At 57.1% G+C, this 24,672-nt stretch carries 23 protein-coding genes and 1 pseudogene; 12 read left to right on the top strand and 12 right to left on the bottom strand.

What is annotated here, in order from left to right; genetic code table 11:
- Positions 1–98: 98 nt before the first annotated feature.
- The 3 genes from sdaA to pabB all read right to left on the bottom strand — a co-directional run bounded on the left by sdaA (position 99) and on the right by pabB (position 3,559).
- Positions 99–1,463: an L-serine ammonia-lyase gene (gene sdaA / locus CWR52_RS21545; RefSeq protein WP_008500494.1), complete on the bottom strand. Its 1,365-nt coding sequence runs from the start codon at positions 1,461–1,463 to the stop codon at positions 99–101.
- A 185-nt stretch (positions 1,464–1,648) separates the two neighbouring features.
- On the bottom strand, positions 1,649–2,227 hold the full coding sequence (locus tag CWR52_RS21550) for a CoA pyrophosphatase (RefSeq protein ID WP_045908238.1): 579 nt from the start codon (positions 2,225–2,227) through the stop codon (positions 1,649–1,651).
- Between the two features lie 6 nt (positions 2,228–2,233).
- Entirely contained in the window at positions 2,234–3,559 is a 1,326-nt protein-coding gene (gene pabB / locus CWR52_RS21555) for an aminodeoxychorismate synthase component 1 (protein ID WP_104950712.1), read from the bottom strand.
- Between the two features lie 61 nt (positions 3,560–3,620).
- Here pabB and CWR52_RS21560 point away from each other — a divergent pair, with 61 nt between their 5' ends.
- Positions 3,621–3,803: a YoaH family protein gene (locus CWR52_RS21560; RefSeq protein ID WP_008500497.1), complete on the top strand. Its 183-nt coding sequence runs from the start codon at positions 3,621–3,623 to the stop codon at positions 3,801–3,803.
- 6 nt (positions 3,804–3,809) lie between these two features.
- Here CWR52_RS21560 and CWR52_RS21565 read toward each other — a convergent pair whose 3' ends face one another.
- Positions 3,810–4,154 (bottom strand): RidA family protein, encoded by a 345-nt coding sequence (locus CWR52_RS21565; protein WP_023312193.1) that lies wholly within the window; start codon positions 4,152–4,154, stop codon positions 3,810–3,812.
- Between the two features lie 133 nt (positions 4,155–4,287).
- On the opposite strand from CWR52_RS21565, the gene CWR52_RS21570 reads away from it, so the two are divergent.
- The 5 genes from CWR52_RS21570 (at position 4,288) to rnd (ending at position 10,667) form a co-directional block, all read left to right on the top strand.
- Positions 4,288–6,198 (top strand): ATP-dependent DNA helicase, encoded by a 1,911-nt coding sequence (locus CWR52_RS21570; RefSeq protein ID WP_104950713.1) that lies wholly within the window; start codon positions 4,288–4,290, stop codon positions 6,196–6,198.
- Positions 6,199–6,264: 66 nt separating this feature from the next.
- Complete coding sequence (gene tsaB / locus CWR52_RS21575) at positions 6,265–6,960, top strand: tRNA (adenosine(37)-N6)-threonylcarbamoyltransferase complex dimerization subunit type 1 TsaB (protein WP_024909864.1); 696 nt, start codon at positions 6,265–6,267, stop codon at positions 6,958–6,960.
- A 37-nt stretch (positions 6,961–6,997) separates the two neighbouring features.
- Positions 6,998–7,579 carry a Slp family lipoprotein gene (locus CWR52_RS21580; protein WP_104950714.1) on the top strand — a complete coding sequence of 194 codons (582 nt, stop codon included), beginning with the start codon at positions 6,998–7,000 and terminating at the stop codon, positions 7,577–7,579.
- 203 nt (positions 7,580–7,782) lie between these two features.
- Positions 7,783–9,468 (top strand): long-chain-fatty-acid--CoA ligase FadD, encoded by a 1,686-nt coding sequence (fadD, locus tag CWR52_RS21585; RefSeq protein ID WP_129546967.1) that lies wholly within the window; start codon positions 7,783–7,785, stop codon positions 9,466–9,468.
- 71 nt (positions 9,469–9,539) lie between these two features.
- Positions 9,540–10,667 carry a ribonuclease D gene (gene rnd, locus CWR52_RS21590; RefSeq protein WP_104950959.1) on the top strand — a complete coding sequence of 376 codons (1,128 nt, stop codon included), beginning with the start codon at positions 9,540–9,542 and terminating at the stop codon, positions 10,665–10,667.
- A gap of 73 nt (positions 10,668–10,740) precedes the next feature.
- Here the strand turns inward: rnd and minE are convergent, their stop codons facing one another.
- The 3 genes from minE to minC are packed head-to-tail and all read right to left on the bottom strand — an operon-like array spanning position 10,741 to position 12,557.
- Positions 10,741–11,010 carry a cell division topological specificity factor MinE gene (minE, locus tag CWR52_RS21595; RefSeq protein ID WP_008500504.1) on the bottom strand — a complete coding sequence of 90 codons (270 nt, stop codon included), beginning with the start codon at positions 11,008–11,010 and terminating at the stop codon, positions 10,741–10,743.
- A 3-nt stretch (positions 11,011–11,013) separates the two neighbouring features.
- The gene (minD, locus tag CWR52_RS21600) at positions 11,014–11,826 is read right to left on the bottom strand and encodes a septum site-determining protein MinD (protein ID WP_104950716.1); all 813 of its coding nucleotides are present in this window, start codon (positions 11,824–11,826) and stop codon (positions 11,014–11,016) included.
- A gap of 23 nt (positions 11,827–11,849) precedes the next feature.
- Positions 11,850–12,557, bottom strand: a complete 708-nt coding sequence (minC, locus tag CWR52_RS21605; RefSeq protein ID WP_104950717.1) for a septum site-determining protein MinC — start codon at positions 12,555–12,557, stop codon at positions 11,850–11,852.
- Between the two features lie 123 nt (positions 12,558–12,680).
- Here minC and CWR52_RS21610 point away from each other — a divergent pair, with 123 nt between their 5' ends.
- The 3 genes from CWR52_RS21610 (at position 12,681) to CWR52_RS21620 (ending at position 14,197) form a co-directional block, all read left to right on the top strand.
- A complete protein-coding gene (locus tag CWR52_RS21610; protein ID WP_008500507.1) occupies positions 12,681–12,956 on the top strand; it encodes a YcgL domain-containing protein in 276 nt (91 codons plus the stop codon).
- 47 nt (positions 12,957–13,003) lie between these two features.
- Positions 13,004–13,663: a fumarylacetoacetate hydrolase family protein gene (locus CWR52_RS21615; RefSeq protein WP_024909871.1), complete on the top strand. Its 660-nt coding sequence runs from the start codon at positions 13,004–13,006 to the stop codon at positions 13,661–13,663.
- A 93-nt stretch (positions 13,664–13,756) separates the two neighbouring features.
- Positions 13,757–14,197: a YcgN family cysteine cluster protein gene (locus tag CWR52_RS21620; protein ID WP_045908282.1), complete on the top strand. Its 441-nt coding sequence runs from the start codon at positions 13,757–13,759 to the stop codon at positions 14,195–14,197.
- 125 nt (positions 14,198–14,322) lie between these two features.
- Here the strand turns inward: CWR52_RS21620 and dsbB are convergent, their stop codons facing one another.
- On the bottom strand, positions 14,323–14,853 hold the full coding sequence (gene dsbB / locus CWR52_RS21625; RefSeq protein WP_024909807.1) for a disulfide bond formation protein DsbB: 531 nt from the start codon (positions 14,851–14,853) through the stop codon (positions 14,323–14,325).
- A gap of 143 nt (positions 14,854–14,996) precedes the next feature.
- Positions 14,997–16,535 (bottom strand): Na(+)/H(+) antiporter NhaB, encoded by a 1,539-nt coding sequence (gene nhaB / locus CWR52_RS21630; protein ID WP_104950718.1) that lies wholly within the window; start codon positions 16,533–16,535, stop codon positions 14,997–14,999.
- Between the two features lie 201 nt (positions 16,536–16,736).
- Between nhaB and fadR the strand changes: the two genes are divergently transcribed.
- Positions 16,737–17,456 (top strand): fatty acid metabolism transcriptional regulator FadR, encoded by a 720-nt coding sequence (gene fadR / locus CWR52_RS21635; protein WP_104950719.1) that lies wholly within the window; start codon positions 16,737–16,739, stop codon positions 17,454–17,456.
- A gap of 93 nt (positions 17,457–17,549) precedes the next feature.
- Here fadR and CWR52_RS21640 read toward each other — a convergent pair whose 3' ends face one another.
- Complete coding sequence (locus CWR52_RS21640; protein WP_023293929.1) at positions 17,550–19,082, bottom strand: SpoVR family protein; 1,533 nt, start codon at positions 19,080–19,082, stop codon at positions 17,550–17,552.
- A 321-nt stretch (positions 19,083–19,403) separates the two neighbouring features.
- Here CWR52_RS21640 and CWR52_RS21645 point away from each other — a divergent pair, with 321 nt between their 5' ends.
- Complete coding sequence (locus tag CWR52_RS21645; protein WP_045908248.1) at positions 19,404–20,702, top strand: D-amino acid dehydrogenase; 1,299 nt, start codon at positions 19,404–19,406, stop codon at positions 20,700–20,702.
- Positions 20,703–20,711: 9 nt separating this feature from the next.
- Positions 20,712–21,782 carry a catabolic alanine racemase DadX gene (gene dadX, locus CWR52_RS21650; protein WP_008500515.1) on the top strand — a complete coding sequence of 357 codons (1,071 nt, stop codon included), beginning with the start codon at positions 20,712–20,714 and terminating at the stop codon, positions 21,780–21,782.
- Positions 21,783–21,944: 162 nt separating this feature from the next.
- On the opposite strand, the pseudogene CWR52_RS21655 reads toward dadX, so the two are convergent.
- Both CWR52_RS21655 and ldcA read right to left on the bottom strand, forming a co-directional pair.
- Positions 21,945–23,612, bottom strand: a pseudogene (locus CWR52_RS21655) (potassium/proton antiporter); the annotation flags it as partial.
- Positions 23,613–23,709: 97 nt separating this feature from the next.
- Positions 23,710–24,624, bottom strand: coding sequence for a muramoyltetrapeptide carboxypeptidase (gene ldcA, locus CWR52_RS21660; protein WP_104950720.1), 915 nt, complete (start codon positions 24,622–24,624; stop codon positions 23,710–23,712).
- Positions 24,625–24,672: the final 48 nt, after the last annotated feature.

The following is a 24,672-nucleotide window of genomic DNA, read 5'->3' on the forward strand; positions in this document are numbered from 1 at the left end:
AGCCGGACGCAACAGTGAAAGTGTAGTGGGGAAAGCAGAAGGAGACGAGGAAGAAGAGGGAAATTCGCCCATCCGTTGCAGATGGGCGAAAGGCAGTATTAGTCGCACTGCACCTTAATGGCCAGGCCACCACGGGACGTCTCGCGGTATTTCGCGTTCATGTCTTTGCCCGTTTCGTACATGGTTTCAATCACCTTATCCAGCGATACGCGAGGTTCGCTGGTACGGCGCATCGCCATACGTGAGGCGTTGATGGCTTTCACCGAGGCAATCGCGTTACGCTCAATGCACGGCACCTGCACCTGGCCCGCGACCGGATCGCAGGTCAGACCGAGGTTATGTTCCATACCGATTTCAGCCGCCACGCAGACCTGCTCAGGGCTTGCACCCAACAGCTCTGCCAGACCTGCCGCCGCCATGGAGCAGGCCACGCCGACTTCACCCTGACAGCCCACTTCCGCACCGGAAATGGAGGCATTCATCTTGTACAGCGCGCCGATGGCACCTGCTGCCAGGAAATAACGGATATAGATGTCTGGCGTCACGGGCTCAATAAAGTGGTCGTAATACGCCAGCACCGCAGGAACAATGCCGCACGCGCCGTTGGTTGGCGCCGTCACGACGCGGCCACCGGCGGCGTTCTCTTCGTTAACCGCAAGTGCAAACATATTCACCCAGTCGACCACGTTCATCGGGTCGTTGGAGAATTTGTCCGTGGTCACCAGCATACGGCGCAGAGCAGAGGCACGACGCGGCACGCGCAGCGGACCCGGCAGAACCCCTTCGGTGTTCATCCCGCGATCGATACAGGCGCGCATGGTTTGCCAGACGTTGGCAAAATAGTCTTCAATCTCTTGTTTACTGTGCAGCGCCAGTTCGTTCTGCATCACCATGCCGGACAGGGAAAGACCGGTCTGTTTGCAGTAACCCAGCATCTCGGTCGCCGATTTGAACGGGTACGGTACGCTGACGTCGCCGACGCTGTCTTTGCCAAAATGCTCTTCATCCACGATGAAACCACCGCCGATGGAGTAGTACGTTTTGCTGTAGATCTCTTTTTCACCGCTATAAGCGTGAATGGTCATGCCGTTTTCATGCAGCGGCAGGTTGTCGCTGCGAAAACGCATGCCGTCATCCTGCGGGAAATCGACTTCCTGCTGGCCGTTTGCCAGCAGCAGGCGGCCGCGTGTTTCCACGTCGCGGATGAATGCCGGGATGGCATCAATATCAACGGTATCCGGCATATTGCCTGCCAGACCCATTATAATGGCGATATCGGTGTGGTGGCCTTTACCCGTTAATGACAGCGAGCCGTAAACATCCACGGCGACACGGGTAACGCTTTCCAGTAATCCTTTTTCGACCAGATCATCGACGAACTGTTTACCGGCCTTCATCGGGCCAACAGTATGGGAAGACGAAGGGCCAATTCCCACTTTGAACATGTCGAATATACTAATCACTTTCACACTCCTGACAGGGTTACCGGGGTTCCAGTAACGATGTTATAACTGCGCATAGTGTAAGAGGGAACACCGACCTCGGCTTAACTATTCACATGAATTAAACTAATGGTTAACGATGGGTTTTGCTAATAGCGCGACGCAGATCGCAAACCTGGCAGAAGAGGGCGGAATGTAAAGTATAGTCAAGGCTTCAGGCCGATTTGCAACGCCAGCTCACGAATAATGCCCGCCGTCATGCCCCAGACAAAATAATGCTGATACCAGGACAACCAGACCCGATGGTCATGCCCACGACGCTGAATATCCAGCGGGTGATAACGACTCAGTCGGAGGGCTTCATCCAGTGGCATTTCAAACACCGCGGAGACTTCATCGACGCTGGCGTGATACTGCAGGCCCGGCGGGATAATGCCGACCACCGGCGTGACCTGAAAACCGGTGACGCTGTCGACGGGCGGCAGCACGCCGATGACCTCAACGGCCTCCGGCGGAATGGCAACCTCTTCCTGCGCTTCGCGCAGCGCGGCGGCAATCAGCGAGGCGTCGGAGCTGTCTACCGCGCCCCCCGGAAAAGCGACCTGACCCGCGTGCTTGCGTAAATGGGCGGAACGCTGGGTGAGCAGCAGGCCCGGCTGCGCGCGACGCACGACCGGGATCAGCACGGCCGCCTGACGCTGATTCAGCGCCTCGCGGTTGACCTGCGGTCTTAATAGCTGAAAACGCGATAAAAAGTCATCCAGCGTCAGGTTCTCTTTTTCCACCCGTGATTACTCCAGTAGTTTCAGGATACGGTTAACTTTATCAAAGGTTTCCTGATATTCCGCATCGACATGACTATCGGCAACAATCCCGCCCCCGGCCGAGCAGTAAAGGTTTCCGTCGCAGGCCGTCAGCGTACGAATGGTAATGCTGGTATCCATGGTGCCGCACAGGCTGATATAGCCGATGCTGCCGCACCAGGCATTGCGGCGGTGGGGCTCCAGCTCATCAATGATCTCCATTGCCCGCACCTTCGGCGCGCCGGTGATGGAGCCGCCCGGGAACGCGGCGCGCAGCAGGTCGCAGGCCGTGCGCGAGTCTGGCAACTGCGCGGTAATGGTGCTGACCAGATGATGCACCGCAGGGAAAGGCTCGACGACAAACAGTTCCGGCACGCGGACGCTGCCCGGCACGGCCACCCGGCCAATGTCGTTACGCATCAGATCGACAATCATCAGGTTTTCGGCGCGGTCTTTTGGCGAGGCGGCCAGTTTTTCCGCCTGCTGACGGTCGGCGTCGGGATCGGCAAGGCGTGGAAGCGTGCCCTTAATCGGGCGGGTTTGAATCGTGCCCTCGGCCAGATGAATAAAGCGCTCGGGCGACAGGCTGAGGATCGCCCCCTGTTCCAGACGCACAAAGGCGCTGAACGGTGCCTTATTGCTGGCATTAAGACGGGTAAACGCCTGCCACTCATCTCCCCGATAGGTCGCCTCGAAGCGCTGGGCGAGGTTAACCTGATAGCAGTCACCGCTTTGCAGATACGCCTGAACGCGCGAGAATTTTTCGGCATATTCCGCGGCGCTCATGTTCGAGCGCCAGCCGGAGGTCAGCGTGAACGTCTCTGCGGGTGCAGCCTGTTGCGCCTCAAGCCAGGCCAGACGCGCCTGCACGTCACGATGGCTCAGCAGGGAAACCGTTTTTTTCTGGTGATCGACAATTAACGCCCAGTCATACAGCCCCACGGCCATGTCGGGCAGGGGAATATCAGCCTGCGCATGCTCGGGCAGCGTTTCGAAACGGCGACCCAAATCGTAACCAAACAGGCCCAGCGCGCCCCCCTGAAAAGGAAGGTCCGGGTTGGGGGGGGCAGATAAGCCCAGCGCGTGAATGGCATGCTGAAGCTGCGCCAGCGGATCGTCCGTCAGGGACAGGTCGTCGGTGGTCAGCGTCTTCAGCGGATCGGCGACCAGAATATCAAAGCGACTAAAGGGATGATCCGCATGGCCGGAGTGCAGCAGCATCGCAAACGGAAGATGGCTCAGACGGGCAAACCAGTATTCAGCGGCGTCTGTCCGCCAGGGCAGGGTAATAACAGTGGGGAAGCGCATGTTCATGTGTGGCATACTACCGGGCAGCGTGAAATAATTAGCGCGAATAATTTAGCAGGAGTTGACGATGTTTGCAGGTTTACCTTCTCTGAGCCATGAACAGCAGCAGAAAGCGGTTGAGCGAATTCAGGAACTGATGTCCCAGGGGATGAGCAGCGGACAGGCGATTTCCCAGGTGGCGGAAGAACTGCGCGCCACGCATACCGGCGAGCGGATCGTGGCGCGTTTCGAGGATGAAGATGAAGAGTGATCGGGCTTAAACCGCCGCGATAATCTTAATCTCGACCTTGTATTCCGGCTTCATCAGCGTGGCCTGTACGGTGCAACGTACAGGCGCGTGACCCGCCACCACCCACGCGTCCCAGGCTTTGTTCATTGCCGCGAAGTCTTCTTTGTTTGCCAGGAAAATCGTCGCATCCAGAATGCGGGATTTGTCGCTGCCCTGTTTTTCCAGCACCGCGTCAATCTGCGCCAGAGTATTGGCCGTCTGCTCGAACGCATCCGCATCCAGGTTAGCCGGGACGCCGGTGTAGTAGAGCGTCTGGTTATGGATCACCACATCAGACCAGCGGGCTTCGGCATCAATGCGCACAATTGTCATAAACGTTTCCTCGTTATTTTTCGTCGTCAGGCGGCAAGACTGCCATATTGTTCATCTGTCGTCACTATTTGGGGTGGCACATGAGTGGATGGGCTGACATAATCCCTGTGCAAAAATACAGTGAGAGAGCACCGTGGCAGACGATTTTTCCCCTGAAGGTCAATTAGCGCAGGCTATCCCCGGCTTCAAACCCCGTGAGCCTCAGCGACAGATGGCGCACGCCGTTGCACGCGCCATCGATAAGGCTCAGCCGCTGGTGGTCGAAGCCGGTACCGGCACGGGTAAAACCTATGCTTACCTTGCGCCGGCGCTGCGGGCGAAAAAAAAGGTGATTATCTCCACCGGTTCGAAGGCGCTCCAGGATCAGCTCTACAGCCGTGATTTGCCCACCGTGGCAAAAGCGCTGAAATATAAAGGCCGTCTGGCCCTGCTGAAGGGGCGCTCCAACTATCTCTGCCTGGAACGCCTTGAACAGCAGGCGCTGGCGGGCGGCGACCTGCCGGTGCAAACCCTGAGCGACGTCATTATCCTTCGCGCCTGGGCGAACCAGACCGAAGAGGGCGATATCAGCACCTGCGCGAGCGTGCCGGAAGACTCTCCCGCCTGGCCGCTGGTGACCAGCACCAACGACAACTGCCTCGGCAGCGACTGCCCGCTGTATAAAGACTGCTTTGTGGTGAAAGCGCGCAAAACGGCAATGGATGCGGATGTGGTGGTGGTGAACCACCATCTGTTCCTCGCGGATATGGTGGTTAAGGACAGCGGCTTTGGTGAGCTGATCCCGGAAGCGGACGTGATGATTTTCGACGAAGCCCACCAGCTGCCGGATATCGCCAGCCAGTACTTTGGCCAGTCGCTCTCCAGCCGTCAGCTGCAGGATCTGGCGAAAGATTTCACCATTGCTTACCGGACCGAACTCAAAGATACCCAGCAGCTGCAGAAGTGCGCCGACCGTCTGGCGCAGAGCGCACAGGATTTCCGTTTACAGCTCGGCGAGCCGGGCTATCGTGGTAACCTGCGCGAGCTGCTGGCGGACAAAAACATCCAGCGCGCGCTGCTGCTGCTCGATGATGCGCTTGAGCTCTGCTACGACGTGGCGAAACTGTCGCTCGGCCGCTCCGCGATGCTGGATGCGGCCTTCGAGCGCGCCACGCTCTATCGCGGGCGGCTCAAACGGCTGAAAGAGATTAACCAGCCGGGTTACAGCTACTGGTACGAGTGCACCTCGCGCCACTTTACCCTGGCGCTGACGCCGCTGACGGTGGCGGATAAATTTAAAGAGGTGATGGCGCAGAAGCCGGGCAGTTGGATCTTTACGTCGGCAACCCTGTCGGTGAATGACGATCTGCACCACTTCACCGAGCGCCTCGGCATTGAGCAGGCGGAATCGCTGCTCCTGCCCAGTCCGTTCGACTACGAAAAACAAGCGCTGCTCTGCGTGCCCCGTAATCTGCCGCTGCCGAACCAGCCGGGTGCGGCGCGCCATCTGGCTGCAATGTTAAAACCGATGATCGAGGCCAACAACGGCCGCTGCTTTATGCTCTGCACATCCCACGCCATGATGCGCGATCTCGCCGAGCAGTTCCGCGCCACGATGACGCTACCGGTGCTGCTGCAGGGCGAAACCAGCAAAGGCCAGCTGTTACAGCAGTTTGTCAGCGCCGGTAATGCCCTGCTGGTGGCAACCAGCAGCTTCTGGGAAGGGGTGGACGTGCGCGGCGACACGCTTTCGCTGGTGATCATTGATAAGCTGCCGTTTACCTCTCCGGACGATCCGCTGCTGAAGGCGCGGATGGAAGACTGCCGCCTGCGCGGTGGCGATCCGTTTGACGAGGTACAGCTGCCGGATGCGGTCATCACGCTTAAGCAAGGGGTAGGGCGCTTAATCCGTGACGTCACCGACCGCGGCGTGCTGGTCATCTGCGATAACCGGCTGGTGATGCGTCCTTACGGGGCGACTTTCCTTGCAAGCCTGCCGCCCGCGCCGCGGACGCGGGACATAAAACGCGCGGTGCGTTTTCTGGCAAACCCAACGGCGGAGTAATTTACCCCGGAGTGTGCTAAGATGCGCGCCATTTTGTGACTGACCCTTGCGAGAGCGCGACGACCGATGCGAATTCTGGCTATTGATACTGCGACAGAGGCTTGCTCTGTTGCCCTGTTGAACGACGGTGCTGTTTCTGCCCATTTCGAAGAGTGCCCCCGGGAACACACCCAACGCATTCTGCCCCTGGTAAAAGCCATTTTAACCCAGGGCAACACCTCCTTAACCGACCTCGACGCGCTGGCCTTTGGCCGCGGCCCCGGCAGCTTTACGGGCGTACGTATCGGGATTGGCATTGCGCAGGGGCTGGCGCTGGGCGCCGAACTGCCGATGATCGGCGTTTCTACCCTCGCCACCATGGCGCAGGGCGCATGGCGCATGACCGGGGCAACGCGCGTTCTGGCAGCGATTGATGCCCGCATGGGCGAAGTCTACTGGGCCGAATACACCCGTGACGAGCAGGGCGTGTGGCACGGTGAAGAGACGGAGGCCGTGCTTAAGCCAGAAGCGGTGACAGAACGACTGAAGCAGCTGTCCGGCGAGTGGGCGACCGTCGGCACGGGCTGGCCAGCATGGCCTGAGATGGCGAACGACACCGGGTTGACGCTGGTGGACGGCAACATGCTTCTGCCGGCTGCGGAAGATATGCTTCCGATTGCCAGCCAGCTGCTCGCAGCAGGCAAAACCGTGGCTGTTGAACAGGCGGAACCGGTTTATTTGCGAAACACCGTCGCGTGGAAGAAACTTCCGGGCCGCGAGTGAATCTCAGTAACAGGAACTGAGAAAAAGGAGTCGCATCATGGCGGTTCATACTACAGTAGTACGCCTTATTATGGCAGGCGCAGTTGCCATAGCACTGAGCGGATGCGTTTCCGTTCCTGATGCGATTAAGGGCAGCAGCCCGACGCCACAGCAGGATCTGGTTCGGGTGATGAATGCGCCTGAGCTATACGTGGGCCAGGAAGCGCGCTTTGGCGGTAAGGTCATCGATGTACAAAATCAGCAGGGGAAAACCCGCCTGGAGATCGCCACCGTTCCGCTGGACAGCGGCGCGCGGCCTGTACTGGGCGAGGCCTCCCGGGGACGTATCTATGCGGACGTCAGTGGGTTCCTGGACCCGGTCGATTTTCGCGGACAGCTGGTGACCGTCGTCGGGCCGATTACCGGCGCCGTGCAGGGCAAAATCGGCAACACGCCGTATAAATTTATGACCATGCAGGTCAACGGATACAAGCGCTGGCGGCTGGCCCAGCAGGTGATCATGCCGCCTCAGCCGATCGATCCGTGGATGTGGGGTCCGCATCCTTATCGCTACGGCTACCCGGGCTGGGGCTGGTATAACCCGGGACCTGCACAGGTACAGACGATCGTTACTGAGTAACTTACTGTTATCGCTAGAAAAGAGACAGCGGCTCAGCCGCTGTCTCTGTTTTTTTACGGATAAAACGAAAAAAAAGAGTGACGCGCTTCGCAACCTTAAATCTGAACAATTAATAAACTGGTACGCTGAGTTAATATAATGTTAACAAACTGTTTATTATCGGGGTTGTGATGACGACGAACACTCATTTCAGAGGTGATGCATTGAAGAAGGTTTGGCTTAACCGTTATCCCGCAGATGTTCCTGCTGAGATCAATCCTGACCGTTATCAATCCCTGGTGGAATTATTTGAACACTCGGTAAGGCGCTACGCGGACCAGCCCGCATTTGTGAATATGGGCGAGGTGATGACGTTCCGTAAGCTGGAGGAGCGCAGCCGGGCGTTTGCGGCGTATCTGCAGGAAGGGCTGGGGCTGCAAAAAGGGGATCGCGTCGCGCTAATGATGCCGAACCTGCTGCAATACCCGGTGGCGCTGTTCGGTATCCTGCGTGCCGGGATGATCGTCGTCAACGTCAACCCGCTGTATACCCCGCGCGAGCTGGAGCATCAGCTGAACGACAGCGGCGCGGTTGCGATTGTCATTGTGTCCAACTTTGCCCATACGCTGGAAAAAGTGGTCGACAAGACCCAGGTGAAACACGTCATCCTGACGCGCATGGGGGACCAGCTCTCCACCGCCAAAGGCACGCTGGTTAACTTTGTCGTCAAATACGTCAAACGTCTGGTGCCAAAATACCATCTGCCGGACGCTATCTCCTTCCGCCGCGCGCTGCATGCGGGCTATCGTATGCAGTATGTGAAACCCGAAGTGGTCGCGGAAGATCTTGCGTTTCTGCAATACACAGGTGGGACCACCGGCGTCGCCAAAGGGGCCATGCTTACCCACCGCAATATGCTGGCAAATCTTGAACAGGTGAACGCCACCTATGGGCCGCTGCTGCATCCGGGCAAAGAGGTGGTGATCACCGCGCTTCCGCTGTATCACATCTTTGCGTTGACCATGAACTGCCTGCTGTTTATTGAACTGGGTGGTCAGAACATCCTCATCACCAACCCGCGCGATATCCCGGGCCTGGTGAAAGAGCTGGCGAAATACCCGTTCACCGCCATGACAGGGGTAAACACCCTGTTTAACGCGCTGCTCAATAACAAAGAGTTCCAGCAGCTGGACTTCTCCACGCTGCACCTCTCTGCGGGCGGCGGTATGCCGGTTCAGCAGGCGGTGGCCGAGCGCTGGGTGAAGCTCACCGGTCAGTATCTGCTGGAGGGCTATGGCCTGACGGAGTGCGCGCCGCTGGTCAGCGTTAACCCGCATGACATCGATTACCACAGCGGAAGCATTGGACTGCCCGTTCCTTCCACTGAAGCGAAACTGGTCGATGATAACGATAACGAAGTCGCGCCGGGTGAGCCGGGTGAGCTGTGCGTCAAAGGTCCACAGGTCATGCTGGGCTACTGGCAGCGTCCCGACGCGACTGACGAAATCATCAAAGACGGCTGGCTACATACCGGTGACATCGCGGTGATGGATGACGAGGGCTTCCTGCGCATTGTCGATCGCAAGAAAGATATGATCCTGGTCTCCGGCTTCAACGTCTATCCGAATGAGATCGAAGACGTGGTCATGCAGCACAGCGGCGTACTCGAAGTGGCAGCGGTCGGCGTGCCTTCCGGCAGCAGCGGTGAAGCGGTGAAGATATTTGTGGTCAAGAAAGATCCTTCTCTCACCGAGGAAGCGCTGATAACGTTTTGTCGTCGTCAGCTGACGGGCTATAAAGTGCCGAAGCTGGTGGAATTCCGCGACGAGCTGCCGAAATCCAACGTCGGGAAAATATTACGACGAGAATTACGTGACGAAGCCCGTGGCAAAGTAGACAATAAGGCCTGAGCTTCACGTTAATCGCCCAGACGCCGGTTAAGCCGGCGTTTTTTATGGGCGCAAACAAAAGAGAATCCGATTTGAATTACCAGATGATCACGACCAACGACGAGCTGGCTTCGCTGTGCGAAGTGACGCGCGACTTTCCTGCCATTGTCCTGGATACCGAGTTTGTCCGTACCCGGACGTACTATCCGCAACTGGGGTTGATTCAGATGTACGACGGTAAACACGTGTCGCTGATCGACCCTCTCGGCATTACCGACTGGACGCCGATGCGCGATCTGCTGCTCGATACCGCTGTCACGAAATACCTGCACGCAGGCAGTGAAGATCTGGAAGTCTTTCTGAATACCTTTGGCATCATGCCCCAGCCGCTGATTGATACGCAGATCCTCGCGGCGTTCAGCGGTCGCCCACTCTCATGGGGCTTTGCCGCCATGGTGGAGGAGTATACGGGCCTGACCCTGGATAAAAGCGAATCCCGTACCGACTGGCTGGCGCGTCCGCTTACCGCACGCCAGCTGGAGTATGCGGCGGCTGACGTGTTTTACCTGCTGCCGATCGCCGGACAACTGATGAAAGAGGCCGAAGCCTCCGGATGGCTCCCTGCCGCGCTGGACGAGTGCCGTATGACCCAGCAGCGTCGTCAGGAAGTGGTGGATCCTAAAGAGGCCTGGCGCGACATCAGCAACGCCTGGCAGCTGCGCACGCGTCAGCTGGCATGCCTGCAGCTGCTGGCAGACTGGCGCTTGCGTAAAGCGCGCGAGCGCGATCTGGCCGTTAACTTTGTCGTCCGGGAAGAGCATCTCTGGGCGGTGGCGCGCTATATGCCGGGCAGCCTCGGCGAGCTGGACAGCATTGGACTTTCTGGCAGTGAGATCCGTTTCCACGGCAAAACCCTGCTGGCGCTGGTCGCAAAAGCGCAGGAATTATCCGACGACGCGCTGCCGGAACCGCTGCTGAACCTGATGGATATGCCGGGCTATCGCAAAGCGTTTAAAGATATCAAAGCGCTGGTGCAGACGGTGGCAACGGAAAGCAAGCTGAGCGCGGAACTGCTCGCCTCACGCCGTCAGATTAATCAGCTGCTGAACTGGCACTGGAAGCTGAAGCCGCAAAATGGCGTACCGGAAATGATGGCGGGATGGCGCGGGGAATTGATGGCCGATCGTCTGAATACGTTGCTGGAAGGTTATCCGCGATAACAAATATGCCGGGGGATAACCCGGCATATTCCCCCGGTGGCGCTGCGCTTACCGGGGCTACGACATCACTAACCTACGGACGCGACTCTTCCGCTTCCGGGAGCGTCACGTTCAGCTCCAGAATCGAAATATCCCCGTCTTTTTGTTCCAGCTGCACCGTCACCATCTCCGGGTCAATCTGCACGTACTTACAGATCACTTCCAGGATGTCCTTACGCAGCTGCGGCAGGTAGTGAGGCTCGGCGTCGCTACGACGACGCTCCGCAACGATAATTTGCAGACGTTCTTTTGCGATGTTGGCGGTGTTCTTTTTCCGCGAGAGAAAAAAGTCCAGTAATGCCATAACTTATCCTCCGAACAGGCGTTTGAGGAAACCTTTCTTCTCTTCTTCAATGAAGCGGAAAGGACGTTCTTCTCCCAGCAGACGGTCAACGGTATCGGCGTAAGCTTTACCTGCATCTGCCATTGTATCCAGGATCACTGGCTCGCCCTGGTTAGAGGCGCGTAACACGGACTGATCTTCCGGGATAACGCCCACCAGCTTAATGCGCAGGATCTCCAGTACGTCTTCCATGCTCAGCATGTCACCTTTGTTCACGCGGCCCGGGTTGTAGCGGGTGAGCAGCAGGTGTTCTTTAATCGGGTCTTCGCCATTTTCCGCACGACGGGATTTAGAGGCGAGGATCCCGAGAATACGGTCTGAGTCACGCACGGATGAAACTTCAGGGTTGGTGGTGATGATCGCTTCATCAGCGAAGTAGAGCGCCATCAGAGCACCGGTTTCGATGCCGGCAGGGGAGTCACAGACGATGAAGTCGAACTCCATTTTTTTCAGCTCGTCGAGCACCTTTTCTACCCCTTCACGGGTCAGGGCGTCTTTGTCACGCGTCTGAGAGGCCGGGAGAATGTAGAGGTTCTCGGTGCGCTTGTCTTTAATCATCGCCTGGTTCAGCGTGGCATCGCCCTGAATGACGTTCACGAAGTCATACACGACGCGACGCTCACATCCCATGATGAGGTCGAGGTTACGCAGGCCGATATCGAAGTCGATAACGACGGTTTTCTTTCCCTTCTGGGCCAAACCAGTAGCGATGGCCGCGCTGGAGGTGGTCTTGCCAACGCCTCCTTTACCCGAAGTAACAACAATAATGCGTGCCATAGAAATTCCTTGTTAAAAAGGGATCAATTCAACGGTTGAACGGTCAACGCGTCGTCTGCCAGAAGCAGGCGAGCCGCTTTGCCATAAAATTCGGCTGGGATCTTGTCGCTCAGCCAATATTCACCTGCGATGGACACCAGTTCCGCCGTCAGGTGAGTACAAAATATTTGCGCATCTCGATCGCCACTTGCACCTGCGAGCGCACGTCCACGCATCATACCGTATACGTGAATATTGCCATCTGCAATCAGCTCAGCGCCAGCGCTGACGTGGCTTGTAACAATCAGATCACAGTTTGGTGCATAAATGCGCTGACCGGAACGAACCGGCACATCAATCATTCGCGTTTTTGTGATGGTTGTAACGTTTTGCGCCGCAGGAGGGGGCGTTTCGACGGCAACGGGTGCCGCACGGGGGGCTTTTTCTTTGCCTTCATTCAGAAGCGGCAGCCCCGCACGATCGATTTCCGCTTTCAGTTCAGTATCTTTGCAGCCGCTGATGCCGACAATACGCAGTCCGGTGGAAGAGACGGCCTGCTGGAGAAGTTTCCAGTTAACCGGCGCCTCAAGACCGCTGACGTTGATCACAACAGGGGCGTGCTTCAGAAAGGCGGGAGCCTGGGCGATTTTGTCTTCTAACGCCTTACGAATAACCTCGGGTTTTGCATCATGCAAATGTACCACTGATAAGGTGAAGCTACTGCCTTTAAGCTCGATGGGCGTGTTTGACATCCTGGCCTTACTCAATTTGCTATTAACCGCAACCACTCGCTGCGATATTCCGAAGAGTATCAGGCATGTTATAGTCAGGAGTATATTGAGGCAAGCAACCACCCATTAATTCAGAGTAAAAACATGTTTTGTGTGATCTACAGAAGTACAACCCGTGACCAGACCTATCTTTATGTCGAAAAGAAAGACGATTTTTCACGCGTGCCTGAAGAATTAATGAAGAGCTTTGGCCGACCGCAGATGGCGATGCTGCTGCCGCTTGATGGTCGCAAGAAACTGGTGAATGCCGATCTGGAGAAAGTGAAAACGGCATTAGCCGAGCAGGGCTATTATTTACAGCTTCCGCCGCCACCGGAGAATTTATTAAAACAGCATCTTGAGGCGAACGGAAAAAAATAGTCTCAACTGTTTTTGAGCACAACACATCAACCGTTTAGGGGGCGACCATGTATCAACATCATAACTGGCAAGGTGCATTACTGGATTATCCCGTCAGCAAAGTGGTTTGCGTGGGCAGCAACTATGCAAAACATATTCAGGAGATGGGCAGTGCGACGCCAGAAGAGCCGGTTCTGTTTATTAAGCCTGAAACGGCGCTTTGCGATATCCGCCAGCCGCTGGCCCTGCCGCAGGGGCTCGGCTCGGTGCATCACGAGGTTGAGCTCGCCGTGCTGATCGGCGCGACGCTGCGTCAGGCTTCCGAAGAGCATGTTCAGAAAGCGATTGCCGGATACGGCGTGGCGCTGGATCTGACACTACGCGACGTGCAGGGTAAAATGAAGAAAGCCGGACAGCCGTGGGAAAAAGCCAAAGGGTTTGATAATTCCTGCCCGATTTCGGCGTTTGTGCCGGTGAGCGAATTTACCGGCGATCCGCAGGATACCCCGCTCAGCCTGAAGGTTAACGGCGAGATCCGCCAGCAGGGCACCACGGCAGACATGATCCATAAGATTGTGCCGCTGATCGCCTACATGAGCCGCTTCTTTACCCTTAAGCCGGGTGATGTGATCCTGACCGGCACGCCGGAAGGCGTTGGTCCGCTCGTGAGCGGTGATGAACTGGAGGTTGGTTTTAACGGCCTGTCGCTGAAAACCCGCGTGCTGTAACTTCCTCTTGCCGCCTGAAAAGGGCGGCAAAACTTGCAACGACGTGCCAGACTCGTTATAAGGTGCGCTTTCTTTTGACGTGTGGACATCCTGATGAACGACATCCCTTTCTGGCAAAGCAAAACTCTCGACGACATGACCGACGCGGAATGGGAATCCTTATGCGACGGCTGCGGTCAGTGCTGCCTGCACAAGCTAATGGATGAAGACACGGACGAAATCTACTTCACCAACGTTGCCTGCAAGCAGCTCAACATTAAGACCTGCCAGTGCCGCAACTATGAGCGCCGCTTTGAGTTTGAGCCGGACTGCATCAAGTTAACCCGGGATAATCTGCCCACCTTCGAATGGCTGCCGCATACCTGCGCGTATCGCCTGCTGGCGGAAGGGAAAGATCTGCCGGCCTGGCATCCGCTGCTGACCGGTTCAAAAGCGGCGATGCACGGCGAGCGTATCTCCGTGCGCCATATTGCGGTGAAAGAGTCCGAGGTGCGTGATTGGGAAGATCACATCATGAATCACCCGACCCGTTGAGATTAAAAAAACCGCCGAGGCGGGTTTTTTATTATGTTTGTGCGGCCTGATGCCCTCACCCCAACCCTCTCCCACGGGAGAGGGCGCAAACACTAAAAACGGCAACCGAGGTTGCCGTTTTGCTTTTACCTTCCGAACAAATCGCGTTTCTTCGGTTTGAACGGCTGGGCAATCAGTACCAGCAGCGCCACGACGAAGTAGGCGGCAAAAATGCCCACCAGCCACTGCGGCATCTCAAGGGTCAGGAATTCCCACTGGCGAACGGAGCAGTCACCGGATGCAACAAACACCTGCGGCAGCCATTTATCCAGCGGCAGCCAGCTCGGGAAGCGGGCGGCAAAATCGCAGGTCATAAACGGTGACGGATGCAGCTGCATCATGGTGTGCTGCCAGGAGAGTTCAATCCCTTTCCAGGCGCTGTAGATCCAGATGGCAATACCGGCATAGCGAAGCGGCGATTTCGGCGCAATTGCGCCCACCAGGCCCGCACCCATAATGCCGAACAGGGCGCAGCGTTCGTAAATACAGAGCACGCAAGGTTTGAGTCCCATTACGTGCTGGAACCATAGCGCCACCATTTCCAGCGCAAAGGCGGTCAGGGCCATTAACAACCACGCTCCGCGACCGCGGGAGCACTGGTTTAAAAATCTCAACATAATCATTTCCCTGGAACATGCTTAGAAATCGCAGTGTAAACGAATTCGTTTTTCTCGCCACCTGTACCTGGCGAAATAAAACGTAATTGGATGTTTATCGTGCGAAAAGGCAAACGGGCAGCGAACTGCCCGAGTTGCAGTGTTTACTGCGCCGCAAGTATACCCGCTTGTATCAACCATTGCGTACAGGGAATGAGGGTAATTTTGACGCAAAGCAATCCCACGATCGTGAGCACCAGCGTGTAGGGCAGCGCCATCCACACCATCCGGCCATAAGAAAGACGTATGAGTGGCGCAAGGGCGGAGGTCAGCAGGAACAGGAAGGCTGCCTGGCCATTGGGTGTCGCCACCGACGGCAGGTTGGTGCCGGTATTGATCGCCACGGCCAGCAGCTCAAACTGTCCGGGGCTGATCACGCCTTGCTCCATGGCCGCTTTGGCCTCGTTGATGTAGACCGTCCCGACAAAGACGTTATCTGAGATCGACGAGAGCAGGCCATTAAACAGATAAAACAGCGACAGTTGAGCATCCGGCGATGCCTTTAAGACAAAGGCAATAATCGGCGCGAACAGATGCTGGTCGATAATCACCGCCACGACGGCAAAGAACACCGCCAGCAGGGCGGTAAACGGCAGGGCTTCGGTAAACGCCTTACCGATGGCATGCTCATCCGTCACGCCGGTAAAGGTGGTGGCGAGAATAATGACCGACAGGCCAATCAGCCCGACTTCGGCCAGATGGAACGCCAGCGCGGCGATCAGCCAGACGCCGATGATCCCCTGGGCAATCAGACGCAGCGTCTCCTGGCGCGTCCGCTGGCGTCGGCTCTGCAGATCGAATTTATGCAGCTCCTGACGCACCGGCTCCGGAAGTTGTGCTCCATACCCAAAGAGGCGAAACTTCTCCACCAGCAGACAGGTCGCCAGACCGCAGATCAGCACCGGCACGCTCACCGGGGCCATTCTCAGGAAGAAATCACCGAAGTGCCAGCCCGCCGCTTTGGCAATGATCAGGTTTTGCGGCTCGCCCACCATCGTCATCACGCCTCCCAGAGCGGTACCGACGCCGGCATGCATCATCAGGCTGCGCAGGAAGGCGCGAAACTGTTCCAGTACCTCACGGTTATGCGCATCGACGTGGCTGTCATCCTGCAGATCCTCACCCGGACGAGAGGAGGCCACGCGGTGATAAATACCGTAAAACCCCACCGCGACGCTTATCACCACCGCGACGACCGTCAGCGCATCCAGGAAGGCTGACAGGAAGGCCGCCGCAAGGCAAAACGCCAGCGAGAGAACCGTTTTCGACGGAATGCTGAGCAGCAGGCGCGTAAAGATAAACAGCAGCAGCTGTTTCATAAAGTAGATGCCCGCCACCATAAACATCAGCAGCAGAAGCACTTCAAGGTTTGAAGCCAGCTCTGCTTTGACATGCTCGGCAGAGGTCATGCCAATCACCACCGCCTCAAACGCCAGCAGTCCGCCCGGCATAAGGGGATAACATTTCAGCGCCATTGCCAGGGTGAAGATAAATTCCGCCACCAGCAGCCACCCGGCCATAAACGGGTTCACGCTAAAGAGGAGAGGGTTTACGACCAGGAACACCAGCAGTATCAGTTTGTACCAGTCAGGAGACTGGCCTAAAAAATTGCGCCACAGCGCGCGCCCAAATGAAATTTCCACGACAGACGTCCTTCCCCGTCAAGTAAGACAAAACATCAGTATACGCAAAAATCGCGGGCCGGAGGCGGATAACGCTGCAGTGTAAATTTCACAAAAATGAAACGGCGATCCCTCTTTTCTCTCTTTGCCGCGCTACCTGCCACTGCATGCCTCTGGTATGATGAGTCCAATTTGCTAAAGCTGTGTAATGGAAATCTCACTATGGTCATTAAGGCGCAGAGCCCGGCGGGTTTCGCGGAAGAGTACATCATTGAAAGCATCTGGAATAATCGTTTCCCTGCGGGGTCCATTCTTCCGGCTGAACGCGAACTCTCTGAACTGATTGGCGTCACTCGCACCACGCTGCGTGAAGTGCTTCAGCGACTGGCGCGCGATGGCTGGTTGACGATCCAGCACGGCAAGCCAACAAAAGTGAACAACTTCTGGGAAACCTCCGGGCTGAACATTCTTGAAACGCTGGCGCGTCTCGATCATGAAAGCGTGCCACAGCTCATTGATAATCTGCTCTCCGTTCGCACCAACATCGCGACGATCTTTATTCGTACGGCTTTCCGCCAGCATCCGGAAGATGCGCTTGCGGTGCTGGCAAGTGCCAACGAGGTGGAAGATCATGCCGACGCGTTCGCCACCCTCGATTACAACATCTTCCGTGGGCTGGCGTTTGCCTCCGGCAACCCGGTGTACGGTCTGATCCTCAACGGCATGAAAGGGCTCTACACCCGCATTGGTCGCCACTACTTTGCCAATCCCGAAGCCCGTAGCCTGGCGCTGGGCTTCTACCATAAGCTGAGCAAGCTGTGCTCCGAAGGTCTGCACGATCAGGTGTATGAGACGGTGCGCCGCTACGGTCACGATTCCGGTGAAATCTGGCACCGTATGCAAAAAACGCTGCCGGGTGATTTGGCGATTCAGAGCCGCTGAAATAAAAAACCTCTCGTGTGAGAGGTTTTTTTTCGCCCGGTGGCGCTTCGCTTACCGGGCCTACAAAACCCGTAGCCGCCACCCGGCAAAAAACTACAGCGTATTCAACCGCGCCGGGCAGCGTTCCAGCAGCTCGACGCTCCCGTCTTCATTCTGCTGCTCCAGCTGCACATCAAAGCCCCACAGGCGATGCACGTGCTTCAGCACCTCTTTACGCCCTTTATCCAGCGGCGCGCGATTGTGTGGGATATAGCGCAGCGTCAGGGAGCGGTCACCGCGTAAATCCACGTTCCACACCTGAATGTTGGGTTCAAGATTGCTCAGGTTGTACTGGGAAGAGAGTCGAGAGCGGATCTCACGGTATCCCTCCTCGTTGTGGATTGCGGAGATCTCCAGATAGTTGTTGCGGTCATCGTCCAGCACGGTGAAGAAGCGGAAGTCACGCATGATCTTCGGCGACATAAACTGGCTGATGAAGCTCTCATCCTTGAAGTCGCGCATCGCAAAGTGCAGCGTTTCCAGCCAGTCAGAGCCGGCGATATCCGGGAACCAGTACTTGTCTTCTTCCGTCGGCGACTGGCAGATACGCTTGATGTCCTGGAACATGGCAAAGCCAAGCGCATACGGGTTAATGCCGCTGTACCACGGGCTGTTGTAGGGCGGCTGGAACACCACGTTGGTATGGCTGTGGAGAAACTCCATCATGAACCGCTCGGTCACTTTCCCCTCGTCATACAGGTGATTGAGGATGGTGTAGTGCCAGAATGTCGCCCAGCCTTCGTTCATCACCTGCGTCTGCTTTTGCGGATAGAAATACTGGCTCACCTTGCGCACGATGCGCAGGATCTCACGCTGCCACGGTTCCAGCAGCGGGGCGTTCTTCTCCATAAAATAGAGCAGGTTTTCCTGCGGCTCGGACGGATAGCGACGCGCTTCGGCGATCGTTTTTTCCTCCTCACGCTTCGGCAGGGTACGCCACAGCATGTTCACCTGGCTTTGCAGATACTCTTCGCGGCTTTTCTGCCGCGCTTTCTCCTCCTGCAGGGAGATTTTCTGCGGACGTTTATAGCGGTCTACGCCGTAGTTCATCAGCGCGTGGCAGGAGTCCAGCAGTTTTTCCACTTCGTCCACGCCGTAGCGCTCTTCGCAGTCGGTAATGTATTTACGGGCGAAGATCAGGTAATCGACGATGGAGCTGGCATCCGTCCAGCTCCGGAACAGATAGTTATTCTTGAAAAAAGAGTTATGCCCGTAGCAGGCATGCGCCATCACCAGCGCCTGCATGGTAATGGTGTTCTCTTCCATTAAATAGGCGATACACGGATTGGAGTTGATGACGATTTCATACGCCAGACCCTGCTGGCCGTGCTTATAAAGCCGCTCCGTTTCAATAAATTTCTTACCAAACGACCAGTGCGGATAGTTGATCGGCATCCCGACGCTGGAGTAGGCGTCCATCATCTGTTCGGACGTAATGACTTCAATCTGATGGGGGTAGGTATCCAGGCGATACAGTTTTGCGACCCGGTCGATCTCGGCGAGGTAAACATCCAGCAGCTCGAAGGTCCAGTCGGGTCCATCGCTCAGACGTGTGTTGTCCTTGTTCAGGGAATCAATAGTAGCCATTAGCGCGCCCTCGTTGTGGGTGCTCTCTCTGTCTGGAGAGCCTCCTTTCAAGCATAGATCAACGTGTTAAAAAGCGTGCTGAGGCAGAAATTTTTTCTTTGCGATTTCGCGTTTTTGATACGGCAAAAAAAGGGCGTCCATCAGCATATTATGCTGGTTAAAAATAACGCGCAGCAGGAGATCCCAAATTAGCACTATCCCCTGATGCTGGGGGATGTGTGAGGTAAGTCACCATAAAAAAGTCGTATGTTGAATAATATTTTCAACTAGGTTATCAATCTGTAATTAGAAGATTGTTCTTTTGCACATAATGGAGTGGCTATGCGTGTTGTCATACTGGGAAGTGGTGTCGTTGGGGTAACCAGCGCCTGGTATTTAAGTCAGGCGGGACATGACGTCACCGTTATCGATCGTGAGTCAGGCCCTGCGCTGGAAACCAGCGCGGCGAACGCCGGGCAAATCTCTCCCGGCTATGCGGCACCGTGGGCAGCGCCGGGCGTTCCGCTGAAAGCGATTAAATGGATGTTCCAGCGCCACGCGCCGCTGGCCATCAGCCTTGACGGCACGCAGTTCCAGCTGAAGTGGATGTGGCAGATGCTGCGCAACTGCGACACCCGCCACTACATGGAGAATAAAGGGCGCATGGTGCGCCTGGCGGAATACAGCCGCGACTGCCTGAAAGCGCTGCGCGCGTCGACGGGGATTGAGTACGAAGGCCGTCAGGGCGGAACGCTGCAGCTGTTCCGCACGGCGCAGCAGTACGAAAATGCCACCCGCGATATCGCCGTGCTGGAAGATGCCGGCGTACCGTACCAGCTGCTGGAAGCCAGCCAGCTTGGTCAGGTTGAACCGGCGCTGGCGGAAGTGGCGCATAAGCTGACGGGCGGCCTGCGCCTGCCAAACGACGAAACCGGCGACTGCCAGCTCTTTACGCAGCGTCTGGCGCAGATGTGCGAGCAGGCGGGGGTGAAGTTCCGCTTTAACACCGCTGTCGACAAGCTGCTGTCGGAAGGGGAAAAAATTTACGGCGTGAAGTGTGGCGAAGAGGTGATCAAAGCGGATGCTTACGTCATGGCGTTTGGCTCGTACTCCACCGCCATGCTGAAGGGCATTCTCGATATTCCGGTCTACCCGCTAAAAGGCTACTCGCTGACCATTCCGGTAAAAGAGGAGAGCGGCGCACCGGTTTCTACCATTCTGGATGAAACCTACAAAATCGCCATTACCCGCTTCGATAACCGCATCCGCGTAGGCGGCATGGCGGAGATCGTCGGCTTCAATACCGAGCTGCTGAAACCGCGTCGTGAAACGCTGGAGATGGTGGTTGGGGATCTCTTCCCGCGCGGTGGCTTTGTCGAGCAGGCGACGTTCTGGACCGGCCTGCGTCCAATGACGCCGGACGGTACGCCGATTGTGGGGCGCACGCCGTTCAAAAACCTGTGGACCAATACCGGACACGGCACGCTTGGCTGGACGATGGCCTGTGGCTCCGGCCAGCTGCTGAGCGACCTGATTTCCGGACGCACGCCAGCCATTCCTTTTGACGATTTAAGCGCCGCGCGCTATCAATCGGGGTTTACGCCGTCGCGTCCACAGCACCTGCACGGCGCGCATAACTAAGGAGTTGTCATGTCCCGTCCTGTTCTGGCTCAGCTGAACCTGCAGGCCCTGAAGGATAACCTGCAGATTGTTCGCCGGGCGGCACCTGGCGCACGCGTGTGGTCGGTGGTGAAAGCGAATGCCTACGGCCACGGCATTGACCGTATCTGGAGCGCGCTGAGCGCCACCGATGGCTTTGCGTTACTTAATCTGGAAGAGGCTATTCTGCTGCGCGAGCGCGGCTGGAAAGGGCCCATACTGCTGCTCGAGGGCTTCTTCCACGCCGACGATCTGCCGCTGCTGGATAAGTACCGGCTGACCACCAGCGTTCACAGCAACTGGCAGATCAAAGCGATTCAGGATGCGAAGCTCCACGCGCCGCTGGATATCTATCTCAAGGTGAACAGCGGCATGAACCGCCTGGGCTTCCAGCCTGAGCGGGTGCATACGGTCTGGCAGCAGCTGCGTGCGCTGAAGAACGTAGGTGAAATGACGCTGATGGCGCATTTTGCCGACGCGGAAAAACCGGACGGCATTGCCGATGCCATGGTCCGCATTGAGCAGGCGGCAGAAGGGCTGGACTGTCCGCGCTCGCTGTCCAACTCGGCGGCCACGCTCTGGCATCCCGAGGCGCACTACAACTGGGTGCGTCCGGGGATCGTTCTGTACGGCGCGTCGCCCTCGGGCCAGTGGCAGGATATCGCCAACAGCGGCCTGAAGCCGGTCATGACCCTGCGCAGTGAAATCATTGGTGTGCAAACCCTGAAGGCCGGCGACACGGTGGGCTACGGCAGCCGCTACCGGGCAAAGGGCGAGCAGCGGATTGGTATCGTGGCGGGCGGCTATGCCGACGGCTACCCGCGGATTGCGCCGACCGGCACGCCTGTGTGGGTCGATGGTGTCCGCACGGGGACGGTAGGCACCGTATCAATGGATATGCTGGCCGTTGACCTGACGCCCTGCCCGCAGGCGGGTATCGGTTCGCCGGTCGAGCTGTGGGGGAACGAAATCAAAATTGATGACGTTGCTGCCGCGGCGGGCACGGTGGGGTATGAACTGATGTGTGCTCTGGCACCAAGGGTGCCGGTTGTGACGGTGTAACAAATGTTTGTGTCGGGTGGCGGCTTCGCCTTACCCGACCTACAAAACCCTCGAGTGTAGGCCGGGTAAGCGTTAGCGCCACCCGGCAAAAAACCGCTACTCCGCTTCCTCTTCCATCGGCCTCAAACCGACTTTCCTCACAGCGTTATCTTCTTTCTCTGCTACCGTCCAGATCATCCCGGCAAACTCGACCTGATCGCCCACGACCGGGGCAGCGCCAAGCCGCTGCTGGATAATTTCACCCAGCGTTTGCTGGCTATCTCCGTCTTCAGCACCTTCATCCAGTCCGTATATCAGCGCGACATCGGCAAACCTGGCGCTGGCTTCCAGAATGAAATCACCGAAGAAACGCTGGTCCAGCGCCACCGGAGGCGACTGGCTGAACAGTTTGCCCAGCGCGGGCAGGTCGCGCTCGCGGCCAATCACGCACAGAATGTCCCCTTCGCGCAGGCGGGTGCTGCCGGTAGGGTGCAGCAGAACATTGTCGCGGAACAGGGCGGCAATGCGCGTTTCGGCCGGCATGTGCAAATCGCGCAGCGAGGCTCCCACGCACCATTTGTCGGCGCTTAGCTGATAAACAAACTGTTCCCACGGGTTCTCCGGATGAATGTCGAGCCCCACGCGGGAGACCGGCCAGCCCACGGGAGGGACCACGACTTTGGCTTTTTTTGCCGCCCACCCGAGCGACGTTCCCTGGAACAGCAGCGAAATCAGTACCACGAAGAACGCCACGTTAAAGAACAGCCGGGCGTTATCCAGACCGGCCATCATCGGGAACACCGCAAGGATAATCGGCACCGCGCCGCGCAGGCCCACCCAGCTGATGAATATCCGCTCGCGCAGGTTGAAGCCGCGAAACGGCAGCAGGCCTGCAAATACCGACAGCGGACGGGCGAAGAAGATCATCCACGCGGACAGCAGCAGCGCCGGAACCGCGATGGGCAGCAGGTCTGAGGGGGTGACCAGAAGCCCCAGCACCAGGAACATGCCGATCTGCGCCAGCCAGGCCAGACCATCGAAGTTCTGCAAAATGGCATGGCGGTTGCGAATAGGGCGATTGCCCATCAGGAACCCGCAGAGGTAGACGGCGAGAATGCCGCTGCCGTCCAGCGCCGTGGTAACGGCAAAAATGAGGATGCCGCCGCTCAGCGCCAGCAACGGGTAAAGCCCCAACGGCAGCGATATGCGGTTGATTGTCTGCTGAAGCAGATAGCCGCCCGCCAGGCCGATAACAATCCCCAGGCCAAACTGCTGCAGGATATGCCACGCAAACGTCCAGCTCAGCCCGCTTTCGTGCTGCTGAATCATCTCGATAAGCGTAATGGTGAGAAACACCGCCATCGGATCGTTGCTGCCGGATTCAATCTCAAGCGTTGAGCCCACGCGTTCGTTGAGCCCTTTTCCACCAAGCAGGGAGAACACCGCTGCCGCATCGGTTGAGCCAACAATCGCGCCAATCAGCAACCCTTCCATGATATTGAGATGGAAAAGCCACGCGGCCATCATCCCGGTCAGACCGGAGGTAATCAACACGCCAACCGTCGCGAGAGACAGCGCAGGCCCTAAGGCCACGCGGAAGGAACTTGCCTGGGTGCGCATGCCGCCGTCCAGCAGGATCACCGCCAGCGCCAGGTTACTCACCATGTAGGCGAAAGGATAGTTATCGAATGGGATACCGCCAATGCCATCAATGCCGGCCAGCATGCCGATGGCGAGGAAAATAACAAGAATAGGTATGCCGAGACGCGATGAAAATGAACTTAATAAAATACTGCTGGTTACAAGGACCGAACCCAGAATGAAAAGGCTGATTATCGCTGCGGCATCCAATGTTCTCTTACTCCCACCTCAATGTTAACGCTGTTACTAAAACCCTAACATATTAACGACGGCAACAGCGTTTTATTAAGGGGGTATAACGGCTTTTTTATGCCTTTATGACAGGATGGCCGCTGATGGTGAGCCGGGAGCCGGAATCATTATGGAGCAGGGAGGCGTGCGCCCCCAGCGCCAGGGTCACGGTTTGCTGCTCATGGCCGAAATCGAGACCGGCGATCACCGGAATATCCAGTCGCGAGCGAATGAACTCAATCATGGTTTCCAGGGAGTAACCCGCGTCATAGTCATTCGGGGCAGCGCCGCTGAAGCTGCCCAGCACGATCGCGGACTGGCGCTCAAGAATACCGGCATGATAGAGCTGCAACAGCATGCGCTCGACGCGGAATGGATGTTCGTTGATATCTTCCAGCACCAGAATGCCGTCCTCGATGTGCGGCATCCACGGCGTGCCGATAAGCGAAACCAGCATCGCCAGGTTGCCGCCCCAGAGCTGGCCTTCACATTCCCAGTGCGGTCCAAAGCCCCGCCACTCCACGCTGTAGGTGGGATTGCGCAGCGCGCGCCAGAAGTGTTCCACGGTGAACGCATTCAGCTCCGGGGCGCCGAAATTACCGGCCAGCATCGGGCCGCTGAAGGTGATAACGTTATGCAGCGCCAGCAGCCCAAGCTGGATGACGGTGAAATCGCTGTGGCCGCAGATCAGCAGCGGATCCTGCTGCTGACGCTGCGCCAGACCCTGCCAGTCAATGCTCTCCAGCAGCCTGCTCGCGCCATATCCGCCGCGCACCGCCAGCACTATGCTGTTTTCACCCTTCAGGTTAACCAGGCTGTTAATATCATTCAGCCGCTGCGCTTCGGTACCGGCAAAACGCTGCTGGCGGCGGGGGATAATCGTCTGATTTTCTACCTGGTGGCCCGACTCCAGCAAACGCTGAACGCCACGCAGCGCCGCGTCCTGGTTAATGCAGTAGCCCGACGGCGCGATGAGATGAAACTGAGACATGGCAATTCCTTGCTGAATGAGAAACTAATTGTCTATATCATGCCGCGT

The organism is Enterobacter sp. SGAir0187 (assembly GCF_002952735.2).
GTDB classification, from domain to species: Bacteria; Pseudomonadota; Gammaproteobacteria; order Enterobacterales; family Enterobacteriaceae; genus Enterobacter; species Enterobacter quasiroggenkampii.